Origin of the sequence: Pontibacter harenae, from assembly GCF_020907245.1 — a bacterium.
Taxonomy (GTDB): Bacteria; Bacteroidota; Bacteroidia; order Cytophagales; family Hymenobacteraceae; genus Pontibacter; species Pontibacter harenae.
The window spans coordinates 119,208-141,677 of the sequence record NZ_JAJJWH010000009.1 but is presented as its reverse complement, the minus strand read 5'-3'; the positions used below and the strand labels follow the sequence as shown (position 1 = coordinate 141,677).

23 protein-coding genes are annotated in these 22,470 nt (G+C 44.7%); 13 read left to right on the top strand and 10 right to left on the bottom strand.

What is annotated here, in order from left to right; all coding sequences use genetic code 11:
- Positions 1-130: 130 nt before the first annotated feature.
- Complete coding sequence (locus tag LN893_RS07305; protein WP_229969146.1) at positions 131-460, top strand: hypothetical protein; 330 nt, start codon at positions 131-133, stop codon at positions 458-460.
- Here LN893_RS07305 and LN893_RS20535 read toward each other — a convergent pair.
- A complete protein-coding gene (locus LN893_RS20535) occupies positions 457-588 on the bottom strand; it encodes a hypothetical protein (RefSeq protein ID WP_255709932.1) in 132 nt (43 codons plus the stop codon). The two genes, LN893_RS07305 and LN893_RS20535, sit on opposite strands and share 4 nt — an antisense overlap.
- 134 nt (positions 589-722) lie before the next feature.
- On the opposite strand from LN893_RS20535, the gene LN893_RS07300 reads away from it, so the two are divergent.
- From LN893_RS07300 to LN893_RS07280, 5 genes are all read left to right on the top strand, one after another.
- Positions 723-2,102, top strand: a complete 1,380-nt coding sequence (locus tag LN893_RS07300) for a DUF4270 family protein (RefSeq protein ID WP_229969145.1) — start codon at positions 723-725, stop codon at positions 2,100-2,102.
- A 22-nt stretch (positions 2,103-2,124) separates the two neighbouring features.
- Complete coding sequence (locus LN893_RS07295) at positions 2,125-3,129, top strand: Kelch repeat-containing protein (protein ID WP_229969144.1); 1,005 nt, start codon at positions 2,125-2,127, stop codon at positions 3,127-3,129.
- Between the two features lie 239 nt (positions 3,130-3,368).
- Positions 3,369-4,445, top strand: a complete 1,077-nt coding sequence (locus tag LN893_RS07290; RefSeq protein ID WP_229969143.1) for a sensor histidine kinase — start codon at positions 3,369-3,371, stop codon at positions 4,443-4,445.
- Positions 4,442-5,203, top strand: coding sequence for a LytR/AlgR family response regulator transcription factor (locus LN893_RS07285; protein ID WP_229969142.1), 762 nt, complete (start codon positions 4,442-4,444; stop codon positions 5,201-5,203). Before LN893_RS07290 ends, LN893_RS07285 begins: the two co-directional genes overlap by 4 nt.
- 365 nt (positions 5,204-5,568) lie before the next feature.
- Positions 5,569-8,400: an outer membrane beta-barrel protein gene (locus LN893_RS07280; protein WP_229969141.1), complete on the top strand. Its 2,832-nt coding sequence runs from the start codon at positions 5,569-5,571 to the stop codon at positions 8,398-8,400.
- Between the two features lie 450 nt (positions 8,401-8,850).
- Here the strand turns inward: LN893_RS07280 and LN893_RS07275 are convergent, their stop codons facing one another.
- Positions 8,851-9,318 (bottom strand): MaoC family dehydratase, encoded by a 468-nt coding sequence (locus tag LN893_RS07275; protein ID WP_229969140.1) that lies wholly within the window; start codon positions 9,316-9,318, stop codon positions 8,851-8,853.
- A 339-nt stretch (positions 9,319-9,657) separates the two neighbouring features.
- On the opposite strand from LN893_RS07275, the gene LN893_RS07270 reads away from it, so the two are divergent.
- From LN893_RS07270 to LN893_RS07255, 4 genes are all read left to right on the top strand, one after another.
- Positions 9,658-10,368: a ferritin-like domain-containing protein gene (locus LN893_RS07270; protein ID WP_369427661.1), complete on the top strand. Its 711-nt coding sequence runs from the start codon at positions 9,658-9,660 to the stop codon at positions 10,366-10,368.
- Between the two features lie 12 nt (positions 10,369-10,380).
- Complete coding sequence (locus LN893_RS07265) at positions 10,381-11,181, top strand: ferritin-like domain-containing protein (RefSeq protein WP_229969139.1); 801 nt, start codon at positions 10,381-10,383, stop codon at positions 11,179-11,181.
- 294 nt (positions 11,182-11,475) lie between these two features.
- Positions 11,476-12,030: an RNA polymerase sigma factor gene (locus LN893_RS07260; protein WP_229969138.1), complete on the top strand. Its 555-nt coding sequence runs from the start codon at positions 11,476-11,478 to the stop codon at positions 12,028-12,030.
- Positions 12,023-12,862, top strand: a complete 840-nt coding sequence (locus LN893_RS07255; protein ID WP_229969137.1) for an anti-sigma factor — start codon at positions 12,023-12,025, stop codon at positions 12,860-12,862. The genes LN893_RS07260 and LN893_RS07255 overlap by 8 nt, the downstream gene beginning before the upstream one ends.
- Positions 12,863-12,898: 36 nt before the next feature.
- On the opposite strand, the gene LN893_RS07250 is transcribed toward LN893_RS07255, so the two are convergent.
- The 5 genes from LN893_RS07250 to LN893_RS07230 all read right to left on the bottom strand — a co-directional run bounded on the left by LN893_RS07250 (position 12,899) and on the right by LN893_RS07230 (position 17,306).
- Positions 12,899-13,783, bottom strand: a complete 885-nt coding sequence (locus LN893_RS07250) for a M28 family peptidase (protein ID WP_229969136.1) — start codon at positions 13,781-13,783, stop codon at positions 12,899-12,901.
- A gap of 53 nt (positions 13,784-13,836) precedes the next feature.
- Entirely contained in the window at positions 13,837-14,535 is a 699-nt protein-coding gene (locus tag LN893_RS07245; protein WP_255709931.1) for an ABC transporter ATP-binding protein, read from the bottom strand.
- Between the two features lie 65 nt (positions 14,536-14,600).
- Positions 14,601-16,079, bottom strand: a complete 1,479-nt coding sequence (locus tag LN893_RS07240) for a DUF5687 family protein (RefSeq protein ID WP_229969135.1) — start codon at positions 16,077-16,079, stop codon at positions 14,601-14,603.
- 372 nt (positions 16,080-16,451) lie between these two features.
- Positions 16,452-17,024, bottom strand: a complete 573-nt coding sequence (locus tag LN893_RS07235) for a TonB-dependent receptor plug domain-containing protein (protein WP_229969134.1) — start codon at positions 17,022-17,024, stop codon at positions 16,452-16,454.
- An 84-nt stretch (positions 17,025-17,108) separates the two neighbouring features.
- Positions 17,109-17,306, bottom strand: coding sequence for a peptidase associated/transthyretin-like domain-containing protein (locus LN893_RS07230; protein ID WP_229969133.1), 198 nt, complete (start codon positions 17,304-17,306; stop codon positions 17,109-17,111).
- A gap of 274 nt (positions 17,307-17,580) precedes the next feature.
- On the opposite strand from LN893_RS07230, the gene LN893_RS07225 reads away from it, so the two are divergent.
- Positions 17,581-18,576 carry a 2-hydroxyacid dehydrogenase gene (locus LN893_RS07225; protein WP_229969132.1) on the top strand — a complete coding sequence of 332 codons (996 nt, stop codon included), beginning with the start codon at positions 17,581-17,583 and terminating at the stop codon, positions 18,574-18,576.
- Between the two features lie 239 nt (positions 18,577-18,815).
- Here the strand turns inward: LN893_RS07225 and LN893_RS07220 are convergent, their stop codons facing one another.
- A complete protein-coding gene (locus tag LN893_RS07220; RefSeq protein ID WP_229969131.1) occupies positions 18,816-19,721 on the bottom strand; it encodes an IS3 family transposase in 906 nt (301 codons plus the stop codon).
- Between the two features lie 2 nt (positions 19,722-19,723).
- Complete coding sequence (locus LN893_RS07215) at positions 19,724-20,059, bottom strand: transposase (protein ID WP_229969130.1); 336 nt, start codon at positions 20,057-20,059, stop codon at positions 19,724-19,726.
- A 5-nt stretch (positions 20,060-20,064) separates the two neighbouring features.
- On the opposite strand from LN893_RS07215, the gene LN893_RS07210 reads away from it, so the two are divergent.
- The gene (locus tag LN893_RS07210; protein ID WP_229969129.1) at positions 20,065-20,589 is read left to right on the top strand and encodes an MbnP family protein; all 525 of its coding nucleotides are present in this window, start codon (positions 20,065-20,067) and stop codon (positions 20,587-20,589) included.
- 11 nt (positions 20,590-20,600) lie between these two features.
- Positions 20,601-21,656 carry a cytochrome-c peroxidase gene (locus LN893_RS07205; RefSeq protein WP_229969128.1) on the top strand — a complete coding sequence of 352 codons (1,056 nt, stop codon included), beginning with the start codon at positions 20,601-20,603 and terminating at the stop codon, positions 21,654-21,656.
- Between the two features lie 84 nt (positions 21,657-21,740).
- On the opposite strand, the gene LN893_RS07200 is transcribed toward LN893_RS07205, so the two are convergent.
- The gene (locus LN893_RS07200; protein WP_229969127.1) at positions 21,741-22,229 is read right to left on the bottom strand and encodes an ankyrin repeat domain-containing protein; all 489 of its coding nucleotides are present in this window, start codon (positions 22,227-22,229) and stop codon (positions 21,741-21,743) included.
- Between the last annotated feature and the right edge of the window lie 241 nt (positions 22,230-22,470).

Genomic DNA, 22,470 nt, shown 5'->3' with positions numbered 1-22,470 from the left:
GCAATTCTCTTTTAGTTCTATACGATTATTGCCCGTTTCCTTTACTTAACAGCGGTCCAGTTTTTCGGGGGGAGGTCAATATACCTTAAAAGCAGATGTAGCCACAAGTGCTGCCAAAGAACTGCTAGTAGTGCTGGAAGAAGATACCATTTCGCTTAGCGAAGTCCAGGTGCTAAGCCCGTCTTCGCTTGAAAAGCTGATGCGGGAGGCTAGAAGCAAGCAACTGGATAACCCTGTTGCGGCCAAATCTGCTCCCATTCCAATTCAAAAAGCTCCTCTTCCACCTCCTTCTACTTTACTTGTAGCTTCTCCTATAAGTGTGTTGTACAATCTATTTTCCAATGAGGCAAAACAACTCAAACAACTAGAGGAATTTAGAAAGCAGGAGCAGCAGAAAAAGGAGGAACAGGAAAACAGAAGCTATAACAAGTTTTTTAAAGACAGCACAGGCTACGACTAAAGCAATTGGCTCCATAGCCAACAGGTATTGTAACTATAGTCAAAGCGATTTTCATCAGGTTCCATCTTGTTCACTTCATCGTTCATTTTGTCCACTTCAGTTCTATTTCCTTCATAACCTCTGCTCATATGCTACACTTTTGCCTATCGGTCTGATGAAGGGTGAAGTTTAAGAGAGAATTTTTACCTCAGTTTAAACAGAAAGCCTTTAAAATAGGGAAGGCAGGAGCTTAAAAAGGCTTAAACATAAAAAATAATAATAGATGATTAAAAGTAAGTTCAGGGATAACAGATCGGCAGGCATCCTTAGCCTTTTGCTGAGCCTTCCGCTAATACTAGCCAGTTGTGAGGATACGGAAGATGTGGGGCTGGAATTAATAGACGGAAACGTATCGGCTGTTTATATAGATACTGTCACTGTAGATGTATCGACAGTGTTGTTGGATTCTGTTGTTACTTCCGCAACAGGAACAATGCTGGTGGGAAACTATACAGACCCAATCGTAGGAAACACAACCGCCAGTACCTTTTTTCAGGTGGACCTTAACTACTACAGCTGGACCCTATCAGACAATGCTGTTTTTGATTCGATTGCGCTGGTGCTGCCTTACACAGGCTACAGCTACGGTGATACTACGCAGGCGCTTAACCTGGAAGTATATAAGTTGAAAAACAACATAGTTGCTACCGACCTGTTGCCCTATGTAGGTACCGAAGAGTCTGCCTCTTACTTTTATGCTGGTTCTGGAAACTATAACATAAGCAGCACAGCTGCGGAAACGCAGCCTTTGGCCACCCACACTTTTCAGCCAAGGCCTGGCAGCGGCGATAGTCTTAACATTCCCTTACCTGCTGCAATGGGGCAAGAGTGGTTCAATTTAAAGATGGCAGGAGATAATAAATTAACGCAGTCCGATGCGTTTCTGGATTACTTTAAAGGCTTAAAAGTTGCAACCGCCAATGCAGGACAAGGTGGTGCCGTAATTGGTTTCGATGCCGCGAGTGCTGTTATCAGGTTGTACTATAGCGAAGGAAGCACAGACAACTACCAAGACTTCCCGGTAACATCGGGCAGCTTACAGTACAACAACCTGGTTAATGATTTTAGCCAGTCTAATTTCCAAGGGCTTAATCGGGGCGGGGAACCTTTAGCCAGTACCAGTACAGCCGATATGAGCTTTACGCAGGCAGGTACAGGTGTTATGGTTAAGCTGGAGTTTCCTTATCTGAGCAAGCTGAAGGAGATACTGCAGCCAGAGCTTATAAATAGTGTTATTCTGGAGGTACAGCCAGTTGCAAACACCTATGGCTATCCTTTTACAGCGCCAAGCCAGGTAGCCTTGTATGAGTCTGACTTCAATAACGTGCCAACCAATCTGCTATATGCTAACTATACTACCACTTCAGGGCAGGTAGCTTCGCTGCAGGAGGATACGGAATATCAAGTCAACTCCAAATACCAGTTCAACATTACGGAGTACCTTATCAATAAGCTTCAGGAAGAACAATCAACGGGAAAGGCCTTATTACTTTCTGCTCCCGCAGAATCATTTACTAAAACAGTAAACCGTCTTGTTGTGGGTGGGCCTAACCACACCTCAAACAAGGTTAAAATTAAAATTTATTACACTAAAATTCAGTAATCAATATTTATTAATACAACACATGAAGAACCATTTTAAACCCTTAGGATCAATTTTTCGCTACACATTGCTTTTGCTTCTGATGGCTGGCTTTACCGCCTGCGAGAGCAGCGATGAAGAAACTGTTTACGGCAACTGGATAAAAGACTCTGATTTTGCTGGCCTTGCCAGAAGCGGTGCCGTGTCCTTTACAATAGGAGATGTAGCCTATGTGGGCACAGGTTACGACGGTAAAACCAGGCTGAAAGACTTTTGGCAGTACGATCCTGCTAAAAGTGCCTGGACCAGGATAGCAGATTTTCCAGGTGCGGCAAGAAGCTCGGCGGTAAGTTTTACGGCAAACGGAAAAGCTTATGTTGGCACAGGCTACGACGGTGTTAGTAATTTAAAAGATTTCTGGGAATACGACCCCGAAGCAGATGCCTGGACGCAGATTGCCGACTTTCCTGCCTCAGCCCGATATGGAGCCGTGGCACTCAGCATCGACAACTACGGCTATGTAGGTGCTGGCTACGACGGAAATTACCAGAAGGATTTTTGGCAGTATGATCCTACTACGGGAGAATGGGAAGAAAAAGTAGGCCTGATTGGTACAAAAAGAATGAATGCGTTTGCCTTTACCTACAACGGCAAAGGGTATATTGGCGGCGGCCTGAACAATGGCCTCTATGTAACAGACTTTTTACAATACGATCCTGCCACAGATTCTTGGGTAAGGCTGAAGGGGTTAGACAGCGACGAACGCGAAGATGAAGTTTATCCAGCATCCAGAGTTTCGCCAGTTACCTTCGTCTTAAACAATAAAGTATATTTGGTGGGAGGCACAAACGGAGCAATTCAATCGGATGTGTGGGAGTACGACCCTGTAACAGATCTTTGGACAGCCATGGGCACGTTCGAAGGCTCTGCCAGAGAAGGAGCGGTGGGCTTTGCTATAGGAAACTACGGCTATGTAGTTACAGGCAACAACGGCGGCTATCGCTTTGATGATATGTGGCAGTTTGACCCGACCATTGTGGCCGATTAGGTGTGCTGATCACAAATGAGCCCTGTCTCAATTTTAAAATTTTGTTTACATTTTGATTTGGTAGTAGAGGAGCCTGGCACATGCTAGGCTTTTCTTTTTGAACAAATTTTAATTGTGCAGAAGATCGTAGCCCTTCTACTGATTCATGCGCAATTTTGTCCGCTTCACTTTTATCTCTGTACTAATCAGGTATACTGCATGTAATTTTGGCAAAGCTTTCAGAAAGAAGCTCAGCAAGTATGATTCAAAAACCTCCTTTTCATTTTAGAGATCTTTTTATAGTTGCTCTGGTAACTTCAATCTTCTTTGGTGTGTTTAGTGCGCTACCTATGTTACTGGCAGGGCATGTGTCATTGGTGTCGCCGCCGCCGCCTGGCCCAGGCCCTGGTATGGGGCCACCTCCTTCCAAGCACCTTACCACCAGTATTTTGGCTACCACACTTATGATGCTGATATTGTGGGTAGTGAATATTCTTATTTATGGCAGGTTTCGCAACCTTAAGTTAAAGGAGAACACCAGGAACATAGCACGTTACGTGTTAAGTTACATAGCTATGTTTTTTCTTTTTGTGCTGTACTTTATCGTGTTACGAAATGTAGGGCCAGATCCCAGGTTCGGCAGGGCTTTGTTTTTTCCGCTGATAGCGGGTATAACCAACAATACCATTGTGCTTGTTATCTTGGATCTGGTTGTGCTGCAGCGCTTAAAATCGCAGATAGAGCTGGAGAATTCTCAGCTGAAGATGAATAGTATTATGGCACAGCATCAGCATTTAAAGCACCAGTTGCAGCCACACTTCCTTTTTAATTCACTTAATACGTTAAAGTCGTTGATAAAGCGGCAGCCATTGGAAGCAGAAGACTACCTGCTACGGCTTTCGGAGTTTTTGCGAGCTTCTTTAACATCAAATACACAGGATATAGTCGCTTTACAAGATGAACTGAAGCTTTGTGTAGATTATCTGGAAATGCAGAAAGTGCGTTTTAAAGATGCATTCAACTACTACATCGAAATACCCGAAAAGTTAAAAGATGCTGCTTTCCTGCCTGTGTTTTCGTTGCAGCTACTCGTAGAAAATGCCATTAAGCACAACGGTTTCACCAGCGATGAACCACTTCATATTTATATTAGGCACAATAGTGACGGTTTTATTAGTGTAGTGAACAATAAAAAACCGAAGCAGCTGCATGAGCCTTCTTCTGGGATAGGGCTGAGGAACCTGTCTGAGCGGTATCAGGTGTTAGCGGGTAAAGGCGTTATGGTGTCCGACTCAGAAGAATATTTTTCTGTTGAACTTCCAATTCTGAACAAATGAAAGTAGTAATAATTGAAGATGAACCCCTGACAGCTGATGACCTGGCGGATACGCTGGTGCACGTTGATAAATCGATAGAGGTAGAAGCTGTTCTTCCTTCTGTTAAAAAGGCAATCAGTTATTTCAATGAAAACGAATTTCCTGATCTCATTTTCTCTGACATACAGTTGGGTGATGGGTTAAGCTTTGAAATTTTTAAGGCTGTACAAACAAGCACACCTGTTGTTTTCTGTACGGCTTTCGATGAATATGCTTTAGAGGCTTTTAAAGCAAACGGTATAGAATATGTACTGAAACCCTTTACCACTGCTTCTATTCAGCATACTGTTCAGAAGTATAAACAACTGCAGAAAAGCTTGTCGAAACCAGACACTTCCTACAAGCAGATTTACGATTTGCTGGAAAGCAAGATTGCCCAGAAGCGCAGTTCTATTCTAGTATACCAGCGTGATAAAATTATACCCTTGCCTGTAGCTGAAATTGCAGTTTGCTATGTTGAGAGCCAGTTAACGCGCGCTCTTTGCTTCGACCAGCGCAGCTTTGTTGTAAGCCACACCCTTGATGAGCTGGAGGCTACACTTGGAACACAGTTTTTTCGTGCTAACCGTCAGCACCTGGTAAACCACAAGGCTGTAAAAGAAGCATCGCAGTATTTTGGACGGAAGCTCTATATAGCTTTAACAATACCGTTTCAGGAAGATATGATTGTGAGCAAAGCAAAAAGCCCCGTGTTCCTGGACTGGCTGGCTAGTCAGTAGTAAGTCTTAAAATTCCTTTAGCAACTCTTCCCTTAAACGGATATTATTTAAGGGAAGAGTTGTTTTTTTATGTTAAGTATCAATAGTGCCGAGTTTTGAATTTTGAAAGTACCCTCAGCTTCTTTGCTCGTTTATAAATCGTGTAAATATCAAGAAGATGTGGCATAAGTACAGTGGCAATTAGAGGTTAATCTACTTAGCATTTTGTTTGCCACAGCATTATATCACTCACTTTAGTTATAGGCGTTTCAACCGCTGCTTTGTCCGCTTCGCTTCCTTTCTGATATTAATAAAGTGCTGCTATAAAGATATTTGTGCATCAGCAAAGAGCTGACAGCATTCTGTATCAGAAAAAGTAGGTGGATATGAATTTAAACAAAATAGTTTTGAAGTGGTTGCTTGCACTTCTGCCGCTCCTGGGCTTTTCGCAGGCATTTGCCCAAAGCGTGACAGTGTATGGAACAGTGCAGAGCGCACAAGATAAGTTGGAGTTGCCAGGTGCTAGTGTGCAGCTAACACGCCAGGCCGATGCCCATAAAATGGGTAAGGCTACCGATGCCAATGGCGGCTTCAGGTTCGAAAACATCTCGCCAGGGCAGTACATACTGGAAGTTAGCTACCTTGGTTTTAAAACCTTTTCCAAAGCTTTTAAGGCGGAGAACACTGCTGTAAACCTAGGGCAGGTGCTACTGGAAGAAAGCAATGCTACTCTGAAAGAAGTACAGGTAGTAGGTAAGGTTCCGCTAGGGGAGCAGAAAGGAGATACGGTGCAGTACAATGCTGGAGCATTTAAAACCGCCCCTGATGCAAGTGCCGAAGACTTAGTGCAGAAGATGCCAGGCATCACTATCAGCAACGGCACCATACAGGCGCAAGGGGAAGACGTGAAACAGGTGCTGGTAGATGGCAAGCGTTTCTTTGGTGATGACCCAAGTTCCGCGCTTCGTAACCTTCCTGCCGATGTGATTGCCAATGTCCAGATTTTTGATAAGAAAAGCTTTCAAGCTGAGTTGAGCGGTGTCAGCGATGGCAACGAAGCCAAAACCATCAACATAGTTACAAAACAAGACCGTAGGGTAGGGCAGTTTGGAAAAGCCTCTGCAGGCTACGGAACAGATGATCGGTACATGATTGGAGCAAGCGTTAACTTCTTCAACGGTGACCAACGATTTACTTTTACAGGGCTCTCCAATAACATCAACATGCTGGACTTTTCGATAGGTGAAACCCCTGGAGGAGGAATGAGAGGCAGAAGGCCACCTTCTGGAGGAGGTAGCACAACAGGTCTTATTTCAACGAATACCCTGGGGCTGAACTACAGCGACATGTGGGGCAAAAAGGTAGAGGTAAGTGGCAACTATAACTTTACACAGCGGGGCATAAACAACAACCAGTTTACGCGCCAGTTATATACGCTGCCAGCTGACTCGGGGCAGGTTTATTTACAGGATAGGTATAGCAACACCACTACAACCAACCAGCGGTTTAACTTTAGGCTAGACTATAAGATAAACGAAAACAACCGCCTGCTGATAACACCGAGTTTTACTTTACAGCGAACGGAATCGAACACGAGCTTAACAGGAGGTACAGTAAACGAAAACGGTGCTCTGAACGAGACAAGGAATGAAACAACATCAGATAATAGTAACTACAGCTTTAACAACAACATATATTACAGTCACCGTTTTGGCAAACCAGGCCGAACGATTTCTGCTGGCCTGAACACCAGCGTTAGTGGCACAGACGGAGAAAGTTCTTTGATGGCGGCGACTACATACTTCAGGGGAAACAACAACACCACAAGCCAAAACCAACATACCAGCTTAATCAGAACGGGTTATTCATGGTCTGGCGATGCAACTTTTACGGAATCACTTGGGCAGAATGGGCAACTGCAGTTTCAGTATAGCATCGGCAACCAGCTGAACGAATCAGATAAAAGAACCTATAATTTCTTAGAGGATACACAGTCCTACAGTTCTCTGGACACCACGTTGAGCAACGTTTTTGAAAGTGAGTATTTAACCCAGCGCGTTGGCTTGGGCTACCAGTATAACTTTGATAAACTACGGATAAGGTTTGATACTAAGCTACAGACAGCTAAACTGCAAAGTGACCAATTGTTTCCGACTGACTTTGACCTGGAGAGAAACTTTACAAATGTTCTACCTTCGCTGGAAGTTGATTACAAGTTTTCAAATTCCCAAAGCTTCGACTTTAACTATAACACCAGCACCAATGCCCCATCGGTAAGCCAGTTACAGGAAGTGATAGATAACTCTAACCCGCTGCAGCTAACTCAGGGAAACGCCAGCCTACAGCAGAGTTACCAACATACCTTTCGTACAGGGTTTCGTAATTTTGACATGGAGACGAACCGTGTATTCTTTATGGGCTTCTTCGGAAATATTACCCAAGACTACGTTGGCAGCAGCATTACCAGAGCAACAGACGAATCTATAACATTAAGCAACGGTGAGGTGCTGGAAGAAGGCCAGCAGCTGACAAGGCCTGTAAACCTAGATGGTTATTATAACGTCCGTACGTTCTTACATTATGGGCAGCCAGTAAACTTATTAAGCTCTAACCTCGGATTGCATGGAACAGTAGGTTATACCCGCATACCAGGTTTGAACAACGGTATCCTTGCTTATGCTAACACCACCAATCTGGGCGCAGGCATAACGCTCAGCAGCAACATCAGCGAAAAAATTGATTTTACGCTTTCTTCTAACTCCAGCTATAATTTGGTAAATAATACTTTACAGCCACAGCTGAACAGTAATTATTTTAACCAGAACACGAGTCTGAAGTACAACTGGATCTTTTTAAACGGTTTGGTGTACAGAACGGAGCTGAACCACCAGTTTAATTCTGGACTGTCTGAGGGTTACGATGCAAACTACCTGCTATGGAATATGAGCATCAGCAAAAAGATTTTCAGAAACCAACAGGGGGAAATAAGCCTGAGCGTAAACGACCTTTTGAGGCAAAACGTGAGTGTGCAGCGTAACGTAACGGCGCAGTATGTAGAGGATGTGCAGTCGAGTGCATTGCAGCGGTATTTTATGCTAACGTTTACTTACAACCTCCGCAATTTTAGTAGCGGTAGCGCTCCAGTTAATAACGAAAGGAACTTCCCAGGCCGACCTCCAGGAGGCTTGCCTGGTAGCGGTCTTCCTCCTGGCAGTTAAGAAGAACATAAATGGGTAGCAGAAAATAACAGAATTTAAGAAATAGAGCGTGCAGAAGTGATGAAGGATTTAATTCAGCTTTTAGAACAAGAACTTTTGAATAAGCGGCAGCTTCTTTGAGATCATGAGGCATCGAAGCTTAAAAGAAAGGTTCCTGTAAAGCTACTGAGCGAGATAACGGAGCTTAAAAAAACTATTAAAACCCTAAAACAACAGCAGAATAGTAGCAAAAGAAAGCTGATAACTACTTAATCTTTCTTCTCTGTACTTTGAGGTAAGGTGGGAGAGTGGGAAGATCAATTCAACTGCTGTTAGCAAAAAACACTTTAACGGAAGCTACACAAAAGGGGCCAGTGCAGATGGATTTCTGTACCAGCCCCTTTGTGCTCATAAACCAGTTTTTAGTTTACTAAAAGCTGCAGGATATAAGTAAACAAATACAGTTCTAAACTAACTGTTAAAGTGATAAAGGAAAGTAATAATACCTGTAAAGGCAGGTTTTTTACTGTCTTTTATTTCAAGCGTCACTTCTATCTGGGCCTTAGCTATGCCTCGCAAGTTTTTTAGCGACAGAAGTTTTGCTTTTAGTCTTACCTCGCTGTTTACAGTAACAGCCTGATTAAAACGAAGGCTTTCGATTTCGTAGTTTACCTGCATTTTCAGGTTCTCCACCGCTATAAGTTGTCCCCATAGGTAGGGCAGGAGCGAAACGGTGAGGTAGCCGTGTGCTATAGTCGCTTGGAAAGGAGATTCTGTCTTAGCCCTTTCAGCATCCAAATGAATCCACTGATGATCTAGGGTGGCATCGGCGAAGAGATTAATTTGTTCCTGTGTAATCTTATGATATTCAGACACTCCTAGCTCTGCGCCTTCATGTTGCTGAAACTCTTCGAAGTTCTTGATGATTAGCTTACTCATGTAACGATTATATTATGTATGGCTGCACGAATGCTTTTTACGGTGTTATGGTAGCACCTTAAGGTGTAAATATAAGTTCTTTTTGCTGCTGTACCAGTATGAGCTGCGCAAAATTATGGGCTCAGCTACAAAAGCAGCAGAAAGCCGCATGGCCTGCTTCGTGTTTTTAAGAATACCCTTCCCCATGCTTATCCAATTAAAGCAGCTCAGTATCCTCTCTTCAAAAAAATAACAGCTGCCTAAATCCAAGCAGTTGAGCCACGTCGTAAGTGTTTCAAATCTGTAGAAGTACATGCTGTTCTGCAGGTGAGAAAGTATCCTTTTTTTAATTCAGAAATTATGGAAAAACAACTAAAAAAGCTTGACAAAGACAACGCTGGTCTTAAGAACGCCTTGGTGGCACCCATGCAGCGACGCATTTTTTTCCGTTATGCAGGCGCATCGGCAGCAGCCACTGCGCTGCTTTTCGCAACAACCTCCTGCGACGATGATGACATGGGAGCAATGGATCCTGACGTTGTGGACCTTGGTTCTGGTGATATAGGTGTGCTGAACTACGCTTACGCGCTGGAACAATTAGAGGCCGCATATTATACTGAAGTGGTGGCAAGGTCGCTGAGTATGTTCAACCAGACAGAGCAGCAGATAATGCAGGATCTGAAAGGGCATGAAATGATACACCGCGACTTTTTACAAGCAGCCTTAGGCTCTTCTGCCATTCCTGCGCTACAAGTGGATTTCTCATCTGTCAACTTTAACGATAAGAACAGTGTGCTGATGACTGCAAAAACCTTTGAAGACCTGGGAGTTGCAGCTTACAATGGAGCCGGCCGACTGTTAGAAGATGCTGGATTTTTGACACTGGCTGGTAAAATAGTTTCTGTAGAGGCGCGCCATGCAGCAGTTATCAGCGACCTTATTTCTAACGGCACTTTTGCAGATTCTGCAAACGGTATGGGTTTTGATCCAGCCATGATGCCAGCTGATGTGCTGGCTGCAGCATCAAGCTTTATAACTACAAATATTTCTGCCAATAATTTACCACAATAAGGAGGATAGACTATGAACCTGTTTAAAATAATTGAAGATATCGAGAAAGTTGATCCAGAAGTGTATGAACGTTTAGACTCACGTCGCAAGGTGTTTAAGCACATGGGCAGTTTTTCTAAAAAGGCAGCACTGGCAGCCTTACCGTTAGCTTTGGGCTCTGTTTTCCAAAAAGCCTATGGCCAAACTTCCAATGATGTGCTGGATGCACTTAATTTCGCGCTGAAGCTGGAATACCTGGAACGTAATTTTTACACCCAGGCTTTGCAGGCCAATGGTTTGATAACTGATGCCACTGCACGAGGTGCTATAGAAACTATCCGTGATCATGAGGCGGCACACGTGGAGGCACTGATAGCAACTATAAACAGCCTGAACGGGACTCCTATAGATGAACCTACCTTTAACTTTGGCAAGAACTTTTCTAACTGGAACACCAATTACGAAACTTTCCTGACGCTGGCACAGGCTTTTGAAGATACGGGTGTACGTGCTTATAAAGGTCAGGCTCCACGCCTGATTAATAATGATGCGGTACTAACAGCGGCATTGCAGATACATTCAGTAGAAGCAAGGCATGCAGCCTATATCAGGCGCATGCGTGGCAACGAAGGCTGGATTATTGGAGAAGGAGATAACAGCAATGTACCAGCTGGTGCTCAACCTGTATATGAGGGAGAAGGAAACTTGATGCAAGGTGGTGTAAACAATGTGTCAACAGTTGGCGCGGGTTATTCTTCTGCCATTGCCACAGGTGCGTTCGACGAGCCGCTTACAAAAGCGCAAGTAGCTGCCATAGTTTCCCTTTTTGAATAGTTTATCCCCCTGGACAAACGATTACTACCCTAATGTATAGGTTTTGTCTATGTTTTCCTGTAAAAGAGCTACTACTGGTAGCTCTTTTACTTATTATTTATTGAAGCGCCCTCTAATGTTTAAACAAATAAGCATCATAGGGTAAGCAAGTAAAAAGCTAGAGCAGTACATTGTTAAACAATTGAAGATGAAGTAAAACCTTTTCTTCACCAAATGGTTAAATGCTTACAGGTAACTATAATTTCTTATAATAGCCTGAGCTAAAAATTGTCTTTGTACATAATTTTTACTTGATTGCCTAACCAGCCCGCAAATAAGCCAAGTGAAGAAGAACTGGTGCTTCGCCTGCGTTCTCGCGAAACCGCTGCCATGTCTCAGTTGTACGACATGTACAGTGCGACACTGTATGGTGTAATTGTACAGATTGTAAAAGTGGAAGGGGTAGCAGAGGACGTCATGCAGGAATCCTTTGTGAAAATCTGGAATTCTTTTAGTATGTATGACGAAAAGAAAGGAAGGCTTTTTACATGGATGATTAACATTTGCAGGAATCTAGCTATTGATAAAGTTCGTTCGAAGGAATACCGAGTAACGGGAGCCACCGATACGCTAGGTGCGTCCAATAAAATTAGTGTTACAACAGAGTCTTTCAATTCCGAGCACCTGGATGTAAGGGAGATGGTGGGAAAGCTAAATCCGGAACAAAAGCAGATTATAGATTTGATGTATTTTGAAGGATACACTCAAAACCAAATCTCAGAGACATTCAATATTCCACTGGGTACAGTAAAGACAAGGGCACGAAGTGCTGTAAAATTTTTAGCAAGAATATTTAAAACACGTGCTTAACGAACATTACATAGCATCAGGCGTATTGGAGCTTTATGCCGTTGGTGGCCTCACCCAATCTGAACGGGAAGAGGTGGAACAGCGTGCTGCTGCTTCGCCCGAAATAAAGGCAGCATTAGATGAAGCCTGTGCTGCTATGGAAAGCTATGCCCAATTACACCAGATGGCACCTAGGCCAGTGCTTAAAACAAACGTAATGGCACGGATTCAGGAAGAAAGTGCCGCTGCTGATGGGCCTGTTGTAACTGAACAGGAGCAAGCACCGATTCCGATGTATGCTGGTCATGAAAGAGAAGGTTCGCCATACAAATGGATGTTTGCAGCAAGTGTCGTGCTTTTTCTGATCTCTGGAATACTGAGCTTTTATTTTTACAATAAATGGCAACAGACAGAAGACAGACTACAGTTGGCATTGGCTTCGGAACAACAGTATGCGCAAAATTTGCAGACTGTAAACTTACAAATACAGCAGCAGGAACAGGTGTTATCTATTCTTCAAGACCCTGACACAAGATATGTGCAATTGCAGGGCGTGGAGGGGCACCCTGAGGCAGCAATGCAGGTATTCTGGCACCCGCAACAGCAAAAGGTGTATGTTGGTGCATTAAACCTGCCAGCACCGCCGCAAGGAAAACAGTACCAACTATGGGCATTAGATAATGGACAGCCAGTTGATGCGGGTATGATTGCATTGGATGATACAAATTTCCGCTTACAGCAGATGAAGGAGATTGGAACTGCACAGGCCTTTGCCGTAACCTTAGAGCCTGAGGGAGGAAGTGAGAACCCAACGCTGGAGCAACTAATTGTGATGGGAGAAGTGCAGTCCTGATTCATCTTTTTTACAAGAGGCAAACCAAAACTACATTTACTTTATACCAGTCAGAGCACCTACAACGCCATCTATCACCTTAGCCATTCTCTTAATATCCAATGTTTCTATGGTGTCTATTGGTTGGTGGTAGTTCTTGTTTCGGTAAAAAGCAGTATCGGTTAGCATTAAAGCGCTGAAGCCGAATTTCCAGTAATTTAAGTGGTCGGAAAAATCGATGCCTGGTAAGGCTTTTGGCCCAACAAACTTTTTTGTTTTTATGGCCTTTGTTTCCTTAAACTCTCTGGAAAAGCGTTTGGCAAACTTGCCTGCCCCAACCTTATTTACAAGTGTAATGTAGTCTCCTCTTTTGCCGTATACTAAAGCCAGAGCACCTATAGGATAAGACTGCGAATGCTTCTGATCTTTAAAGTACCCAATCATTTCGAGCGAGAGCATCCCATAAACTTCTGTTTTACTGTTGGCTAAAGAGGCAGCATGTATATAACTGCCCATGTGTTCTGTCCGAAAGTAAGGAGGCTCTTCCAACGTATAAGCTACCAGTTCAACCCTGTGATTTAACTTCTGTTCTTTAAGCAGTTGGGATAGCTTCAATAAGCCTGCTACACCACTTGCGTTATCGTCTGCTCCCTGTTGGTTTCCACAAACATCATAATGTGCTCCTACTACGATTGTTTTAGGATGGTCTGCCCCAAGAATACAAACCACATTTTTGTAGGTTTCACGGCCCACAGCATATTCCTGATAATAAACAGTGTCAGCAAACTGTGCAAAGTGGTTGTAGATATAGTCGGCCGTTTTGTTCAAAAGCATGACATTGTCTGCGTTGCGGTAGCCATCTGTTTTGGTAAGCACCGTCAGATGTTGCTTGATTCGAGTTGTGTCAGCGTTACCGTTTGCATAAACAGAAACTGCTGTCATAAAGCATGACAGCAGCAAGCATAAGGGCACTATACTAAGACATTTCACCAATTTTAAACTGTAAAGTAGGTTTCTAATTCTTGTAAGGTATTCTGTGTTGTCTGCATGTCCTGCACAATTTTGCATTTTTCCAGAATCACGATGCGTTCGCAAACTTCTATGACATGGCTCAGGTCGTGGCTGGAGATGAACATAGTCATTTTGCGTTGCTCGCGGAGCGTCCTCAGCAGGTTCTTCAGGCGAATCTGAGAGCTTGGGTCTAGGTTAGCAAATGGCTCGTCTAAAATCAGGAACTCAGGGTTTGAAAGTGCCGCTGCCGCCACACCTATTTTTTTCTGATTACCTTTAGAGAAATCGCGGATATACTTTTTCTGCTCCAGAATCTCGCCGTTAAACAGGTCCAGGAAGGGGAGCAGGCGCTCTGTTATGTCGCCTTTAGACAAGCCATGCAGGTCGCCGATGAACTGAAAATATTCCTCTGCCGTCAGGTAATCAATCAGAAAACCTTCGTCGAGGTGCGAGCCAGTGTACTCTTTCCAATTTTCAGACTGCGCCACATTTTGGCCCTTTGAGTAAACCTCGCCTTTGGAAGGGCGAATCAGGTCGAGCACCATTCGGAAAAAAGTGGTTTTACCAGCACCGTTGTTTCCTACCAAACCCACAGATTCGCCAGGTGCAATGCTGAAGTTTGGTATTTGTACAACGGTAGTGCCGCTGTAGGATTTCTCGATATTTTGAACTTCAATTATCATAGTATTGATATTTTAAATTTCTAAAGCTGTAGCAGCTGTGTTCTTGTGTTGAATTGATCGAATGCTTACCCTTTTCTAAACCCTTCAGCCAATTTATATTTATGCACTGAGAATCTTCTGGCAACAATGTGCAGTAGCTGGTTGTGGAATATAAGGCCAATCAAGCCAACTAAACCTAACGTGAATATTCCCCAGTAAGGAATACCAAGAAGGCTGAAAGGGAAGTAGAGTAGGATTGGGAGCAGCATCAGGGGCAGCATCATCACAAACTTAGATGCGCCAACGCCTTGCCAATTAAAGGAAGCGCTTTTGCTCAGGTCTAGTTTCTCTTTGTTCAGCACTGAAAAATAGAAGATGACAAAAATGTTTATACCCATGTTAAACAGTAGGCAAGCCAGGTTAATCAGCACTATTTTATAACCAAAGAAAAAAGCATAAGGCAGCGTAAGCAGGAAGGCCAGCAGCGTAACAGGAACAAACATCCAGAACTTGGCTTTATAGAACTGATAAGGAGAAATACGTTTGGTAAGCAGGGCATCAAAGTGGCCGCTCTGCCAGCCAGGTATAAATTGGCCATAGTTAAAGATGGCCATACCTGTCATAAAAATTCCGACGAAAATAAGAAAGCCATAATTTTCCATGTAGATCTTTTGTGGGTAAAAGATAAGTCCGTAGAAAAGGCCCATTGTCGACATCATGATGACGGATTTTGAGCGTTTGTGCCGCCAGATCAGCTTCAGTTCCAGTGCTATCAGTTTGCCTGTTTGGCCGAAGCGGTTGAGGAAGGAAATGTCGTTGCCTGTGATGTTTGTGTCTTGTTTGATAGCAATTTCTTCAGGGTAAGTATGAGCTACTAAAAATATGTAATTGATACTGTAAACCAGTGCCAGGAGCACAGCTGGCACTACTATAAGCAAAGGCTGCTGCAGCAGGTAGCCGAAGGCCACCGTGGAAATGCTGCGCAGAGAAAAGATTTCAAAGTAATCGAGCAGCATAAGGCTTACTATCACCAGCCCGAAGAACAGCGTTAGCTTAGGGTTAGTGCTCAGCTGTCGTTTAAAGTATATCAGCAAAAAATTGTTGAACAGGACCAGTAGTAGGAGGGAACCTATCCAAGAAAGTCCTGTGCCTAGTCCGTAAGCTGGAGTAATAGCCGTAAGCATAAATGGCACCAGAATCAGCAGGATCATGATATTGAACAGGCTAGGCACCGATTTTAGCAGCACGTAATGGATGAGTTTGCTTTTCTTGATGGGCAGGTGAAGGTACGGCTGTATGCCCAGCACTGGCAGGTCTTGCAGCATAAACCGCACGAACAAATCCAGCAGAAAATAGAAGAGCAGGAAGCTGTTAAAAGAATCTACAGGATTTATTCCAGGGTAAATTTGCACCAACAGCCTGTCTGCAAAAAAGCCCATCAGGATGAAGATTAGGGCAAAGTAAACTATGAAAAAGCCAAGGATAATATTTACGGCGATGCTCTTCTGGAAAACAGAAGAGCGGCTGGTCTCTTTCCATTGCTGGATGAGTAAAGTTGAGATCATAGTATACGTTTAGGTGAATGCTTTACTAAATATGCACAAATAACTATTTGCTGCCAAGCTTTGTAGCTACAACAGAAAAGCTAAATAGACGAAGGGCCTCTCTTTTTATACAGACAAGGTGTGTAACCCGATTAACGCTACTTTGCTGTATTTGGAACACAAGGCTCAAAATACAGCAGTTTGATGCGGAGGAGAAAGAAGGCTACTTCTCTGTAAAGAAAACCCTGGCGTGGGAATCTTTCCCATGCTTAATTTACCAAAGCTATTCCATGACTAGCTTTTGCGTGTCATTTCGACTGGTAGTGAGAAATCTGCTACTCTTCATTCTTCAGATCTCTCCTTTCGTCGAGATGACAAATTCAGCGGTAATCGTTATAAAGCAGATAAATTAGATAATTCAGAAGCTGTTGGTGTTATGGTTTCTGCGAGCCTGTGTCTGGCGGCTTCACCCAACAAATCAAACATACCTACGGCTATGTAGGTATCAAATCTACCTGCTTCTAGTTTCACGCTGCTCTCGCTGAGGGCCGACATAGTATGGAAACTGGCATAGCCCGCAGTAGTGAAGTTGCCTTTGTCTGTCCGATAGGGTCCTTTGCCAAAATCTACGGCTTCGATGGTTTCAGGTATCAGGAAGTGCAGGTCGGAGTAGCCCTGTCCGTGCGCATGCGATATCAAGTTAACAGGCATGCCATCCACTGTCAAACTGATGTCGGTGCCGTGGTCTATATCGAAACCACGCAGGAAAATCTGCTCGGCCTTACCGCCGCCAGCATGCTGAGCAATAAAAAGCCCAGGCACCATCCGCAACACCTCCTGTGAGTTCTGCCTCGGACGCAGGTTAATATAAACAGCGCTTATAGTATTTAAAAGTTTTTCCCTGTTCGCCGTTACTGACACCTCCGATAGCTTACAATCGCCGCGCGTAAGTTTGGTAGTAAGCACAGTGCTTTCGCTGTCTATTACCTCAACAGTGCGTGTAACGGAACTGTAGTCCAGGTAAGCAATCTGCAGTTCGTAGCTTCCTTCTTACAAGTTAGTAAAAGTGTAGGTGCCGAAAACATCGGTGGTTGTGCTCTGGTTTTGGTTGAGCAGCACAACAGTTGCTCCCGTTAGCGGTGTGTTACCTTCCAGACTAAAAACGCCTCCTCTTATAGAGCCATTATGGGCCAGTGCTGCACCAAAAAAGAATAAGAAACAGATAAGGGTGAGTAATGATTTCTTCACTTACAGATGATAGGATGAAAGTAATAGGTGAATGAGCAACACCAGTATGAGCTGCAACTATAGCTTAAGAAGCTCTTTTTGCCACCTATCATTTTGTTTAAAGCGTTTACTTTTCTGTAGGACTGATATGTATCAACTATACCTATGACTTTTGTCATTATAGGTGAGGATGGGGAAGTGTTATTTTGTACTCTAGAAAAAGGTAACGGTATTTTCAAACTTTAAAAGCTTGCCAGAGCAGAAAAAACAAACTTAAACTATAACTCCTTTACGCATGAAAATTCTTTTCTTCAGCTCCAAAGCATATGATGTACAGTTCTTTAATGCTGCTAACGAGAAATACGGATATGAACTGAAGTTCCTGGAGGTGCCGCTGAACATAAGCACCGCAATGCTCGCACAGGGCTACGAGGTGGTTTGTATGTTTGTGAACGATGTCGTGAGTGCCGATGTGCTGCAGGAACTGGCGCAACAGGGAGTAAAGTTGTTGGCCTTGCGCTGTGCAGGATGTAATAACGTGGATTTAAAAACGGCTGCCGAATTAGGTATAAAAGTAGTGCGGGTACCTGCCTATTCGCCTTACTCCGTGGCTGAGCATACCATAGCCCTCATCCTGACGCTGAACCGCAAAACCCACCGCGCCTACAATAGGGTGAAGGAAGGGAATTTTGCGCTAAACGGCCTAATGGGCTTCGACCTGCACGGGAAAACAGTCGGGTTGATTGGCTTAGGAAAGATAGGTTTGTGCACAGCCAGAATTCTGAAAGGCTTTGGCTGCAAAGTGTTGGGCTACGACATTTACGAACCAACCGAAGCTGGTACTATAGGTATAGAATTTACAGATTTAGATACTTTGTATGCAGACTCTGATATCGTCTCACTGCACTGCCCGCTAACGCCGCAGACCTACCACATCATAAATGAGGATACTATCTTTAAAATGAAGAAAGGCGTGATGCTGATCAATACCAGTCGTGGCGCTTTAATAGACACACAGGCGGTGATTGAGGGACTAAAGAAGGAGCAGATCAGTTATTTGGGATTGGATGTGTATGAAGAGGAAGCGCATCTGTTTTTTGAAGACCTGTCGAGCAAAGTGATTCAGGATGATGTTTTTATGCACGTGTTGTCTTTCAATAATGTGCTTATTACGGGCCATCAGGCTTTCTTTACTAGTAACGCCCTGCAAAACATCGCTGATATCACGCTACAGAATATACATGCTTTTGAGCAGCAGTATGTACTTGAGAATGAGGTGAAGGCTAGCTAAATAGGAGGATGAGGTAACTCAGCTAACTGCTGCTATAAAGCAGTCATACGTTCATAAAGAAAATGGTAGTCCTAGAATAGTGATGATAAGTGCTGACTCGTCCTGAAAAAAGTTGACAGTTTACAATATTAATCCTATACCAGGTTGACAACTGTTTCTTAATCCTGCCAGCCTTTTACACCTTATACCGTCACCACAGTTAAGTGGTTCTGGCAACGATAGCCTTCTTGGCCTGCACTTTACTGCACGGGCACCTCCTTTCCCTTTTTGGCGGCATAGTAGTTTTTCCAGTGCCTCTTCAGCTCGCCAGTCCTGCCGTGCGCCTCCACAGGCGTGAGCATGTCCACGCTCGAGTGCGGGCGCTGATAGTTGTAGATGCTCACTGCCGTGGCCACGGCCAGTCGGGCCGCCGCGAAGTCAGGGTAAACTGTCTCCAGGAGCTCCTGCTTGAGGACACCGTTCACCCGCTCGGCCAGCGCATTCTCCAGCGGGTCGCCGCTCTGGGTCATGGAGATGCCAATGCGCCGCTCCTGCAGCAGCCTGACATACCCTTGGCTGCAGTACTGAATCCCCCTGTCGGAGTGGTGGATCAGATAACCCTGCATGGGACAGCTGGCAAGGGCCATCTCCAAAGCCCGAATGCATCCACAAGCGGTAAGATCCTCGCTTAGGTAAAAGCCGACGATCTTGCGGCTGTAAGCATCGGTGATCAGACTCAGATAGGCAAAGCCTTCCTCCAGGTGAATATAGGTGATGTCGCTCACCCATAGCTGCCCAGCTGCCTTGGGCACAAAACCGACAGTCAGGTTCCCGTACTTGTGCAGCCAGTGACCTGAGAAAGTAGTCTGGGGCCTGGAGCGCCTTCGCTTCCTGACTAGCAGATCGCGCTCGCGCAGGAGCTCGAAAAAGGCGTCTCGGCCTATTTCAATGCTATGGGCTACCATGAAAGGTGACATCATCACCAGCAGCTTACGCGCACCCAGCCGCTTCTGCGTGCGACGGATTCGCAGTACTTCTTGCACAAGCAAGTCCTCCTGCAGCGCTTGCTGCTGCCTTGTTTTGAGATGCTGGTAGTACGCCTGTCTACTGTAACCAAACAAGCGGCAAAGCACTCCAACTGCTTGGAGAGGCGTTCTTTGCTCCACTCTCAGGATTGCTTGGTACCAGACTTTTTTAGGATGGGAGTTCCGAGCTCCTCCTCGGCTATAAGGATCGCCTCCTGCAGGGCCTGGATGTAGAGCCTGGCTTTGCGCAGCTCCGACTGCAGGGTTTCGACATCGGTCGGTAGCCTGTCTGTAGGCAGTTCCCGCAGCAGCCTGGCTCTTCTGATTTTGTGTGGTTTTTTCATGCGCCCTTGGTACTCCTTAACCCAACGGTGCAGGCTACGGTAATCAACACCGCACCTATCGGCCACTTCACGGTAGCTCTGCCCAGAGGTGAGATACTCTGCTACAATACGTTCTCTTAATGCTTTGTCCTTCATTTTCGTTGAATTTTTGTCAACCTATTTCAGGACTAGACACTTTTGTAGAACCAGAGAGTTACCATCTCATTGCACAGGATGAAAAATCTTCTTTTGAGTTGAAAGATGTGCCGTCAGGTAACTATGATCAGATTGAAATAAGCATTGGCGTAGACGAAGCACATAATCATTCTACGGACCAGGAAGGTGACCTGGACCCGAGCAATGATATGGTGTGGGATTGGGACACAGGCTACAAATTTCTGTCGTTGGTGGGTACCTATACGGGCGATACTCGAAACGGCGGGCTTGTTTTTCACATCGGGGGCGATGCTAACTATAAAACCATTAGACTTAACTTGCCGCAGCCCATCAACCTGAACCACAAATCAAACTATAGTTTACAACTGCAGGCAGATGTGAATGAGATTTTCCAGGGACCGAACTTAATTGATTTTGACGTGATGAATACAGGCGGTCATGGTGTTGGCCCCAGCATGATTGCCGAGAACTATAGTAATGGATTTTTGAAAGTGGTAGGGGTACATTAACCCAATAGCCTATGCTTCGCCACCTGTTCTATACTTTGCTGTTGACCATTTTTCTGTTGGCTATGAATGGCTGCGGTAAACTGGAACAGGAGGTAGTTGAACCCGTGGCGGAAAAATTTATATCCGAATTACCCTCAAATTTAGCGACAAATATACCGCAGCCCGAGCGAAACCTGATGACGAAAGAAGGAGTGGAACTAGGGCGAACGCTTTTTTACGATCCAATACTTTCTAGTACAGGCACCGTCTCCTGCGCCACCTGTCATCAACAGGAAAGGGCCTTTCCTGATGGTCGTGCCTTAACTACAGTTGGCGTAACAGGAAAGCCCTTGCTGCGGCACGTACCCTCGCTGGTGAACCTGGCCTGGATGAGTGGTTTGTTCTGGGACGGCGGCGCCAAAAATCTGGAGTCGGTGAGCTTTGGGCCGCTAACACACCCCGACGAGATGGGGCAGGACTTAAAGGCACTGACTAAGAAACTACAGCAGCACTCGCAATATCCGCAGCTTTTTAAAAAAGCCTTTGGTTCTGATTCTGTTACTTCTGCGGCTATAGGTAGGGCACTAGCGCAGTTTCAACGTACGCTTATATCAGCCAACTCCCGCTACGATAAATTTGTTAGAAAAGAAGCTGGCGGAGAACTGACGGAGTTGGAACTGCAGGGCTTGACGCTTTTTAAACAGCATTTCAGCAGTTGCCACGCCGCCGACTTCTTCACCGACAACCGCTATCACAACAACGGCCTCGACAGCAGCTTTTCAGATGAGTATGAGGAATTAGCTTACGGCCGTGGCCGCATCTCTCAATCTACAGCTGATATCGGCAAGTATAAAACCCCGACGCTCCGCAACATTTCCCTCACAGCCCCTTACATGCACGATGGGCGTTTCTCTACCCTGGAGCAGGTGCTGGAGCACTACCGAACAGGTATAGTTGCCTCGCCTAGTTTAGCTCCAGAACTACAGCAGCAGCAATTGGGCCTACCGATTTCAGTCGCGGATAAAGCAAAACTGATAGCCTTTCTGCACACACTCACAGATGAGGAGTTTGTGAAGCCTGGAGATTAGAACTGAGGTTATAGTTTTAGGCTTATTATATAAAACTCTGGTACAAACAGATGCTTGGGGCAGCGTAGTTACGAGTAAAACATGTTATTCTGCATCAAACAGCTTTAGTGCTTCCTCATTGCTTTGTTGTATGGCCAGGTCCCGAGCTGTTAAGCCGCGCACGTCTTGTATAGTTGTGTCGGCACCATATTCCAGCATCAGCTTTACCAATTCGTTTCTTCCGAACAAAGTAGCAAACATCAGGGCCGTGCCCCCGTTGCCGTTCTGCAGATTCAGGTCGGCACCGTTTTCTATTAGCAGACGGGCTATTTCAGGGTAGCCCTTAAAGCAAACACCCATCAGGGCGCTGTTGCCGCCAAAGTCTTGGGCATTTACATCAGCTTTATTTTCTATCAAAAACCTAGAAGTTTCTTCATGGCCGTCGTAGGCTGCAATTATAAGAGGGGTGAAGCCTCTGCCGTCCTGCACGTTTAAGTTTGCCTCAGCTGCAATCAGTTCTTTTATATAGGCTGTATCTCCTTTTCGGGCAGCATCAAAAAGTAAATCTTCTTGTCTGGTAGAAGTAAATTCCATGTTGTTAGTTTTAAATAAAGGTTACTGCCATCAGTACGGGAAATAATCGGAAGAGATTATATTTATTAAAGGTGATATTAATGAACAAGAGAAAACTTAGCTCTTCTTGTAGAGTCGCTGCTTTATCAGATGGCGGGATTTTTTGTTTTGATTATTAGAGGGTAAAAATAGGAATGATACACCCTAAATCGCTGCTGTGCTGGTCAGAGTTTATGAAGCTATTTAAAAGGCTTTTGGCTGC

Bases quoted from the DNA above. Each gene is read 5' to 3' on its own strand.
- LN893_RS20535 (WP_255709932.1), bottom strand. From the start codon at position 588: ATGAGCAGAGGTTATGAAGGAAATAGAACTGAAGTGGACAAAATGAAC.
- LN893_RS07225 (WP_229969132.1), top strand. From the start codon at position 17,581: ATGAAAATTCTTTTCTTCAGCTCCAAAGCATATGATGTACAGTTCTTT.
- LN893_RS07295 (WP_229969144.1), top strand. From the start codon at position 2,125: ATGAAGAACCATTTTAAACCCTTAGGATCAATTTTTCGCTACACATTG.
- LN893_RS07275 (WP_229969140.1), bottom strand. From the start codon at position 9,318: ATGAGTAAGCTAATCATCAAGAACTTCGAAGAGTTTCAGCAACATGAA.
- LN893_RS07265 (WP_229969139.1), top strand. From the start codon at position 10,381: ATGAACCTGTTTAAAATAATTGAAGATATCGAGAAAGTTGATCCAGAA.
- LN893_RS07270 (WP_369427661.1), top strand. From the start codon at position 9,658: ATGGAAAAACAACTAAAAAAGCTTGACAAAGACAACGCTGGTCTTAAG.
- LN893_RS07240 (WP_229969135.1), bottom strand. From the start codon at position 16,079: ATGATCTCAACTTTACTCATCCAGCAATGGAAAGAGACCAGCCGCTCT.
- LN893_RS07200 (WP_229969127.1), bottom strand. From the start codon at position 22,229: ATGGAATTTACTTCTACCAGACAAGAAGATTTACTTTTTGATGCTGCC.
- LN893_RS07280 (WP_229969141.1), top strand. From the start codon at position 5,569: ATGAATTTAAACAAAATAGTTTTGAAGTGGTTGCTTGCACTTCTGCCG.
- LN893_RS07245 (WP_255709931.1), bottom strand. From the start codon at position 14,535: ATGATAATTGAAGTTCAAAATATCGAGAAATCCTACAGCGGCACTACC.
- LN893_RS07285 (WP_229969142.1), top strand. From the start codon at position 4,442: ATGAAAGTAGTAATAATTGAAGATGAACCCCTGACAGCTGATGACCTG.
- LN893_RS07300 (WP_229969145.1), top strand. From the start codon at position 723: ATGATTAAAAGTAAGTTCAGGGATAACAGATCGGCAGGCATCCTTAGC.
- LN893_RS07205 (WP_229969128.1), top strand. From the start codon at position 20,601: ATGCTTCGCCACCTGTTCTATACTTTGCTGTTGACCATTTTTCTGTTG.
- LN893_RS07290 (WP_229969143.1), top strand. From the start codon at position 3,369: ATGATTCAAAAACCTCCTTTTCATTTTAGAGATCTTTTTATAGTTGCT.
- LN893_RS07215 (WP_229969130.1), bottom strand. From the start codon at position 20,059: ATGAAGGACAAAGCATTAAGAGAACGTATTGTAGCAGAGTATCTCACC.
- LN893_RS07250 (WP_229969136.1), bottom strand. From the start codon at position 13,783: ATGACAGCAGTTTCTGTTTATGCAAACGGTAACGCTGACACAACTCGA.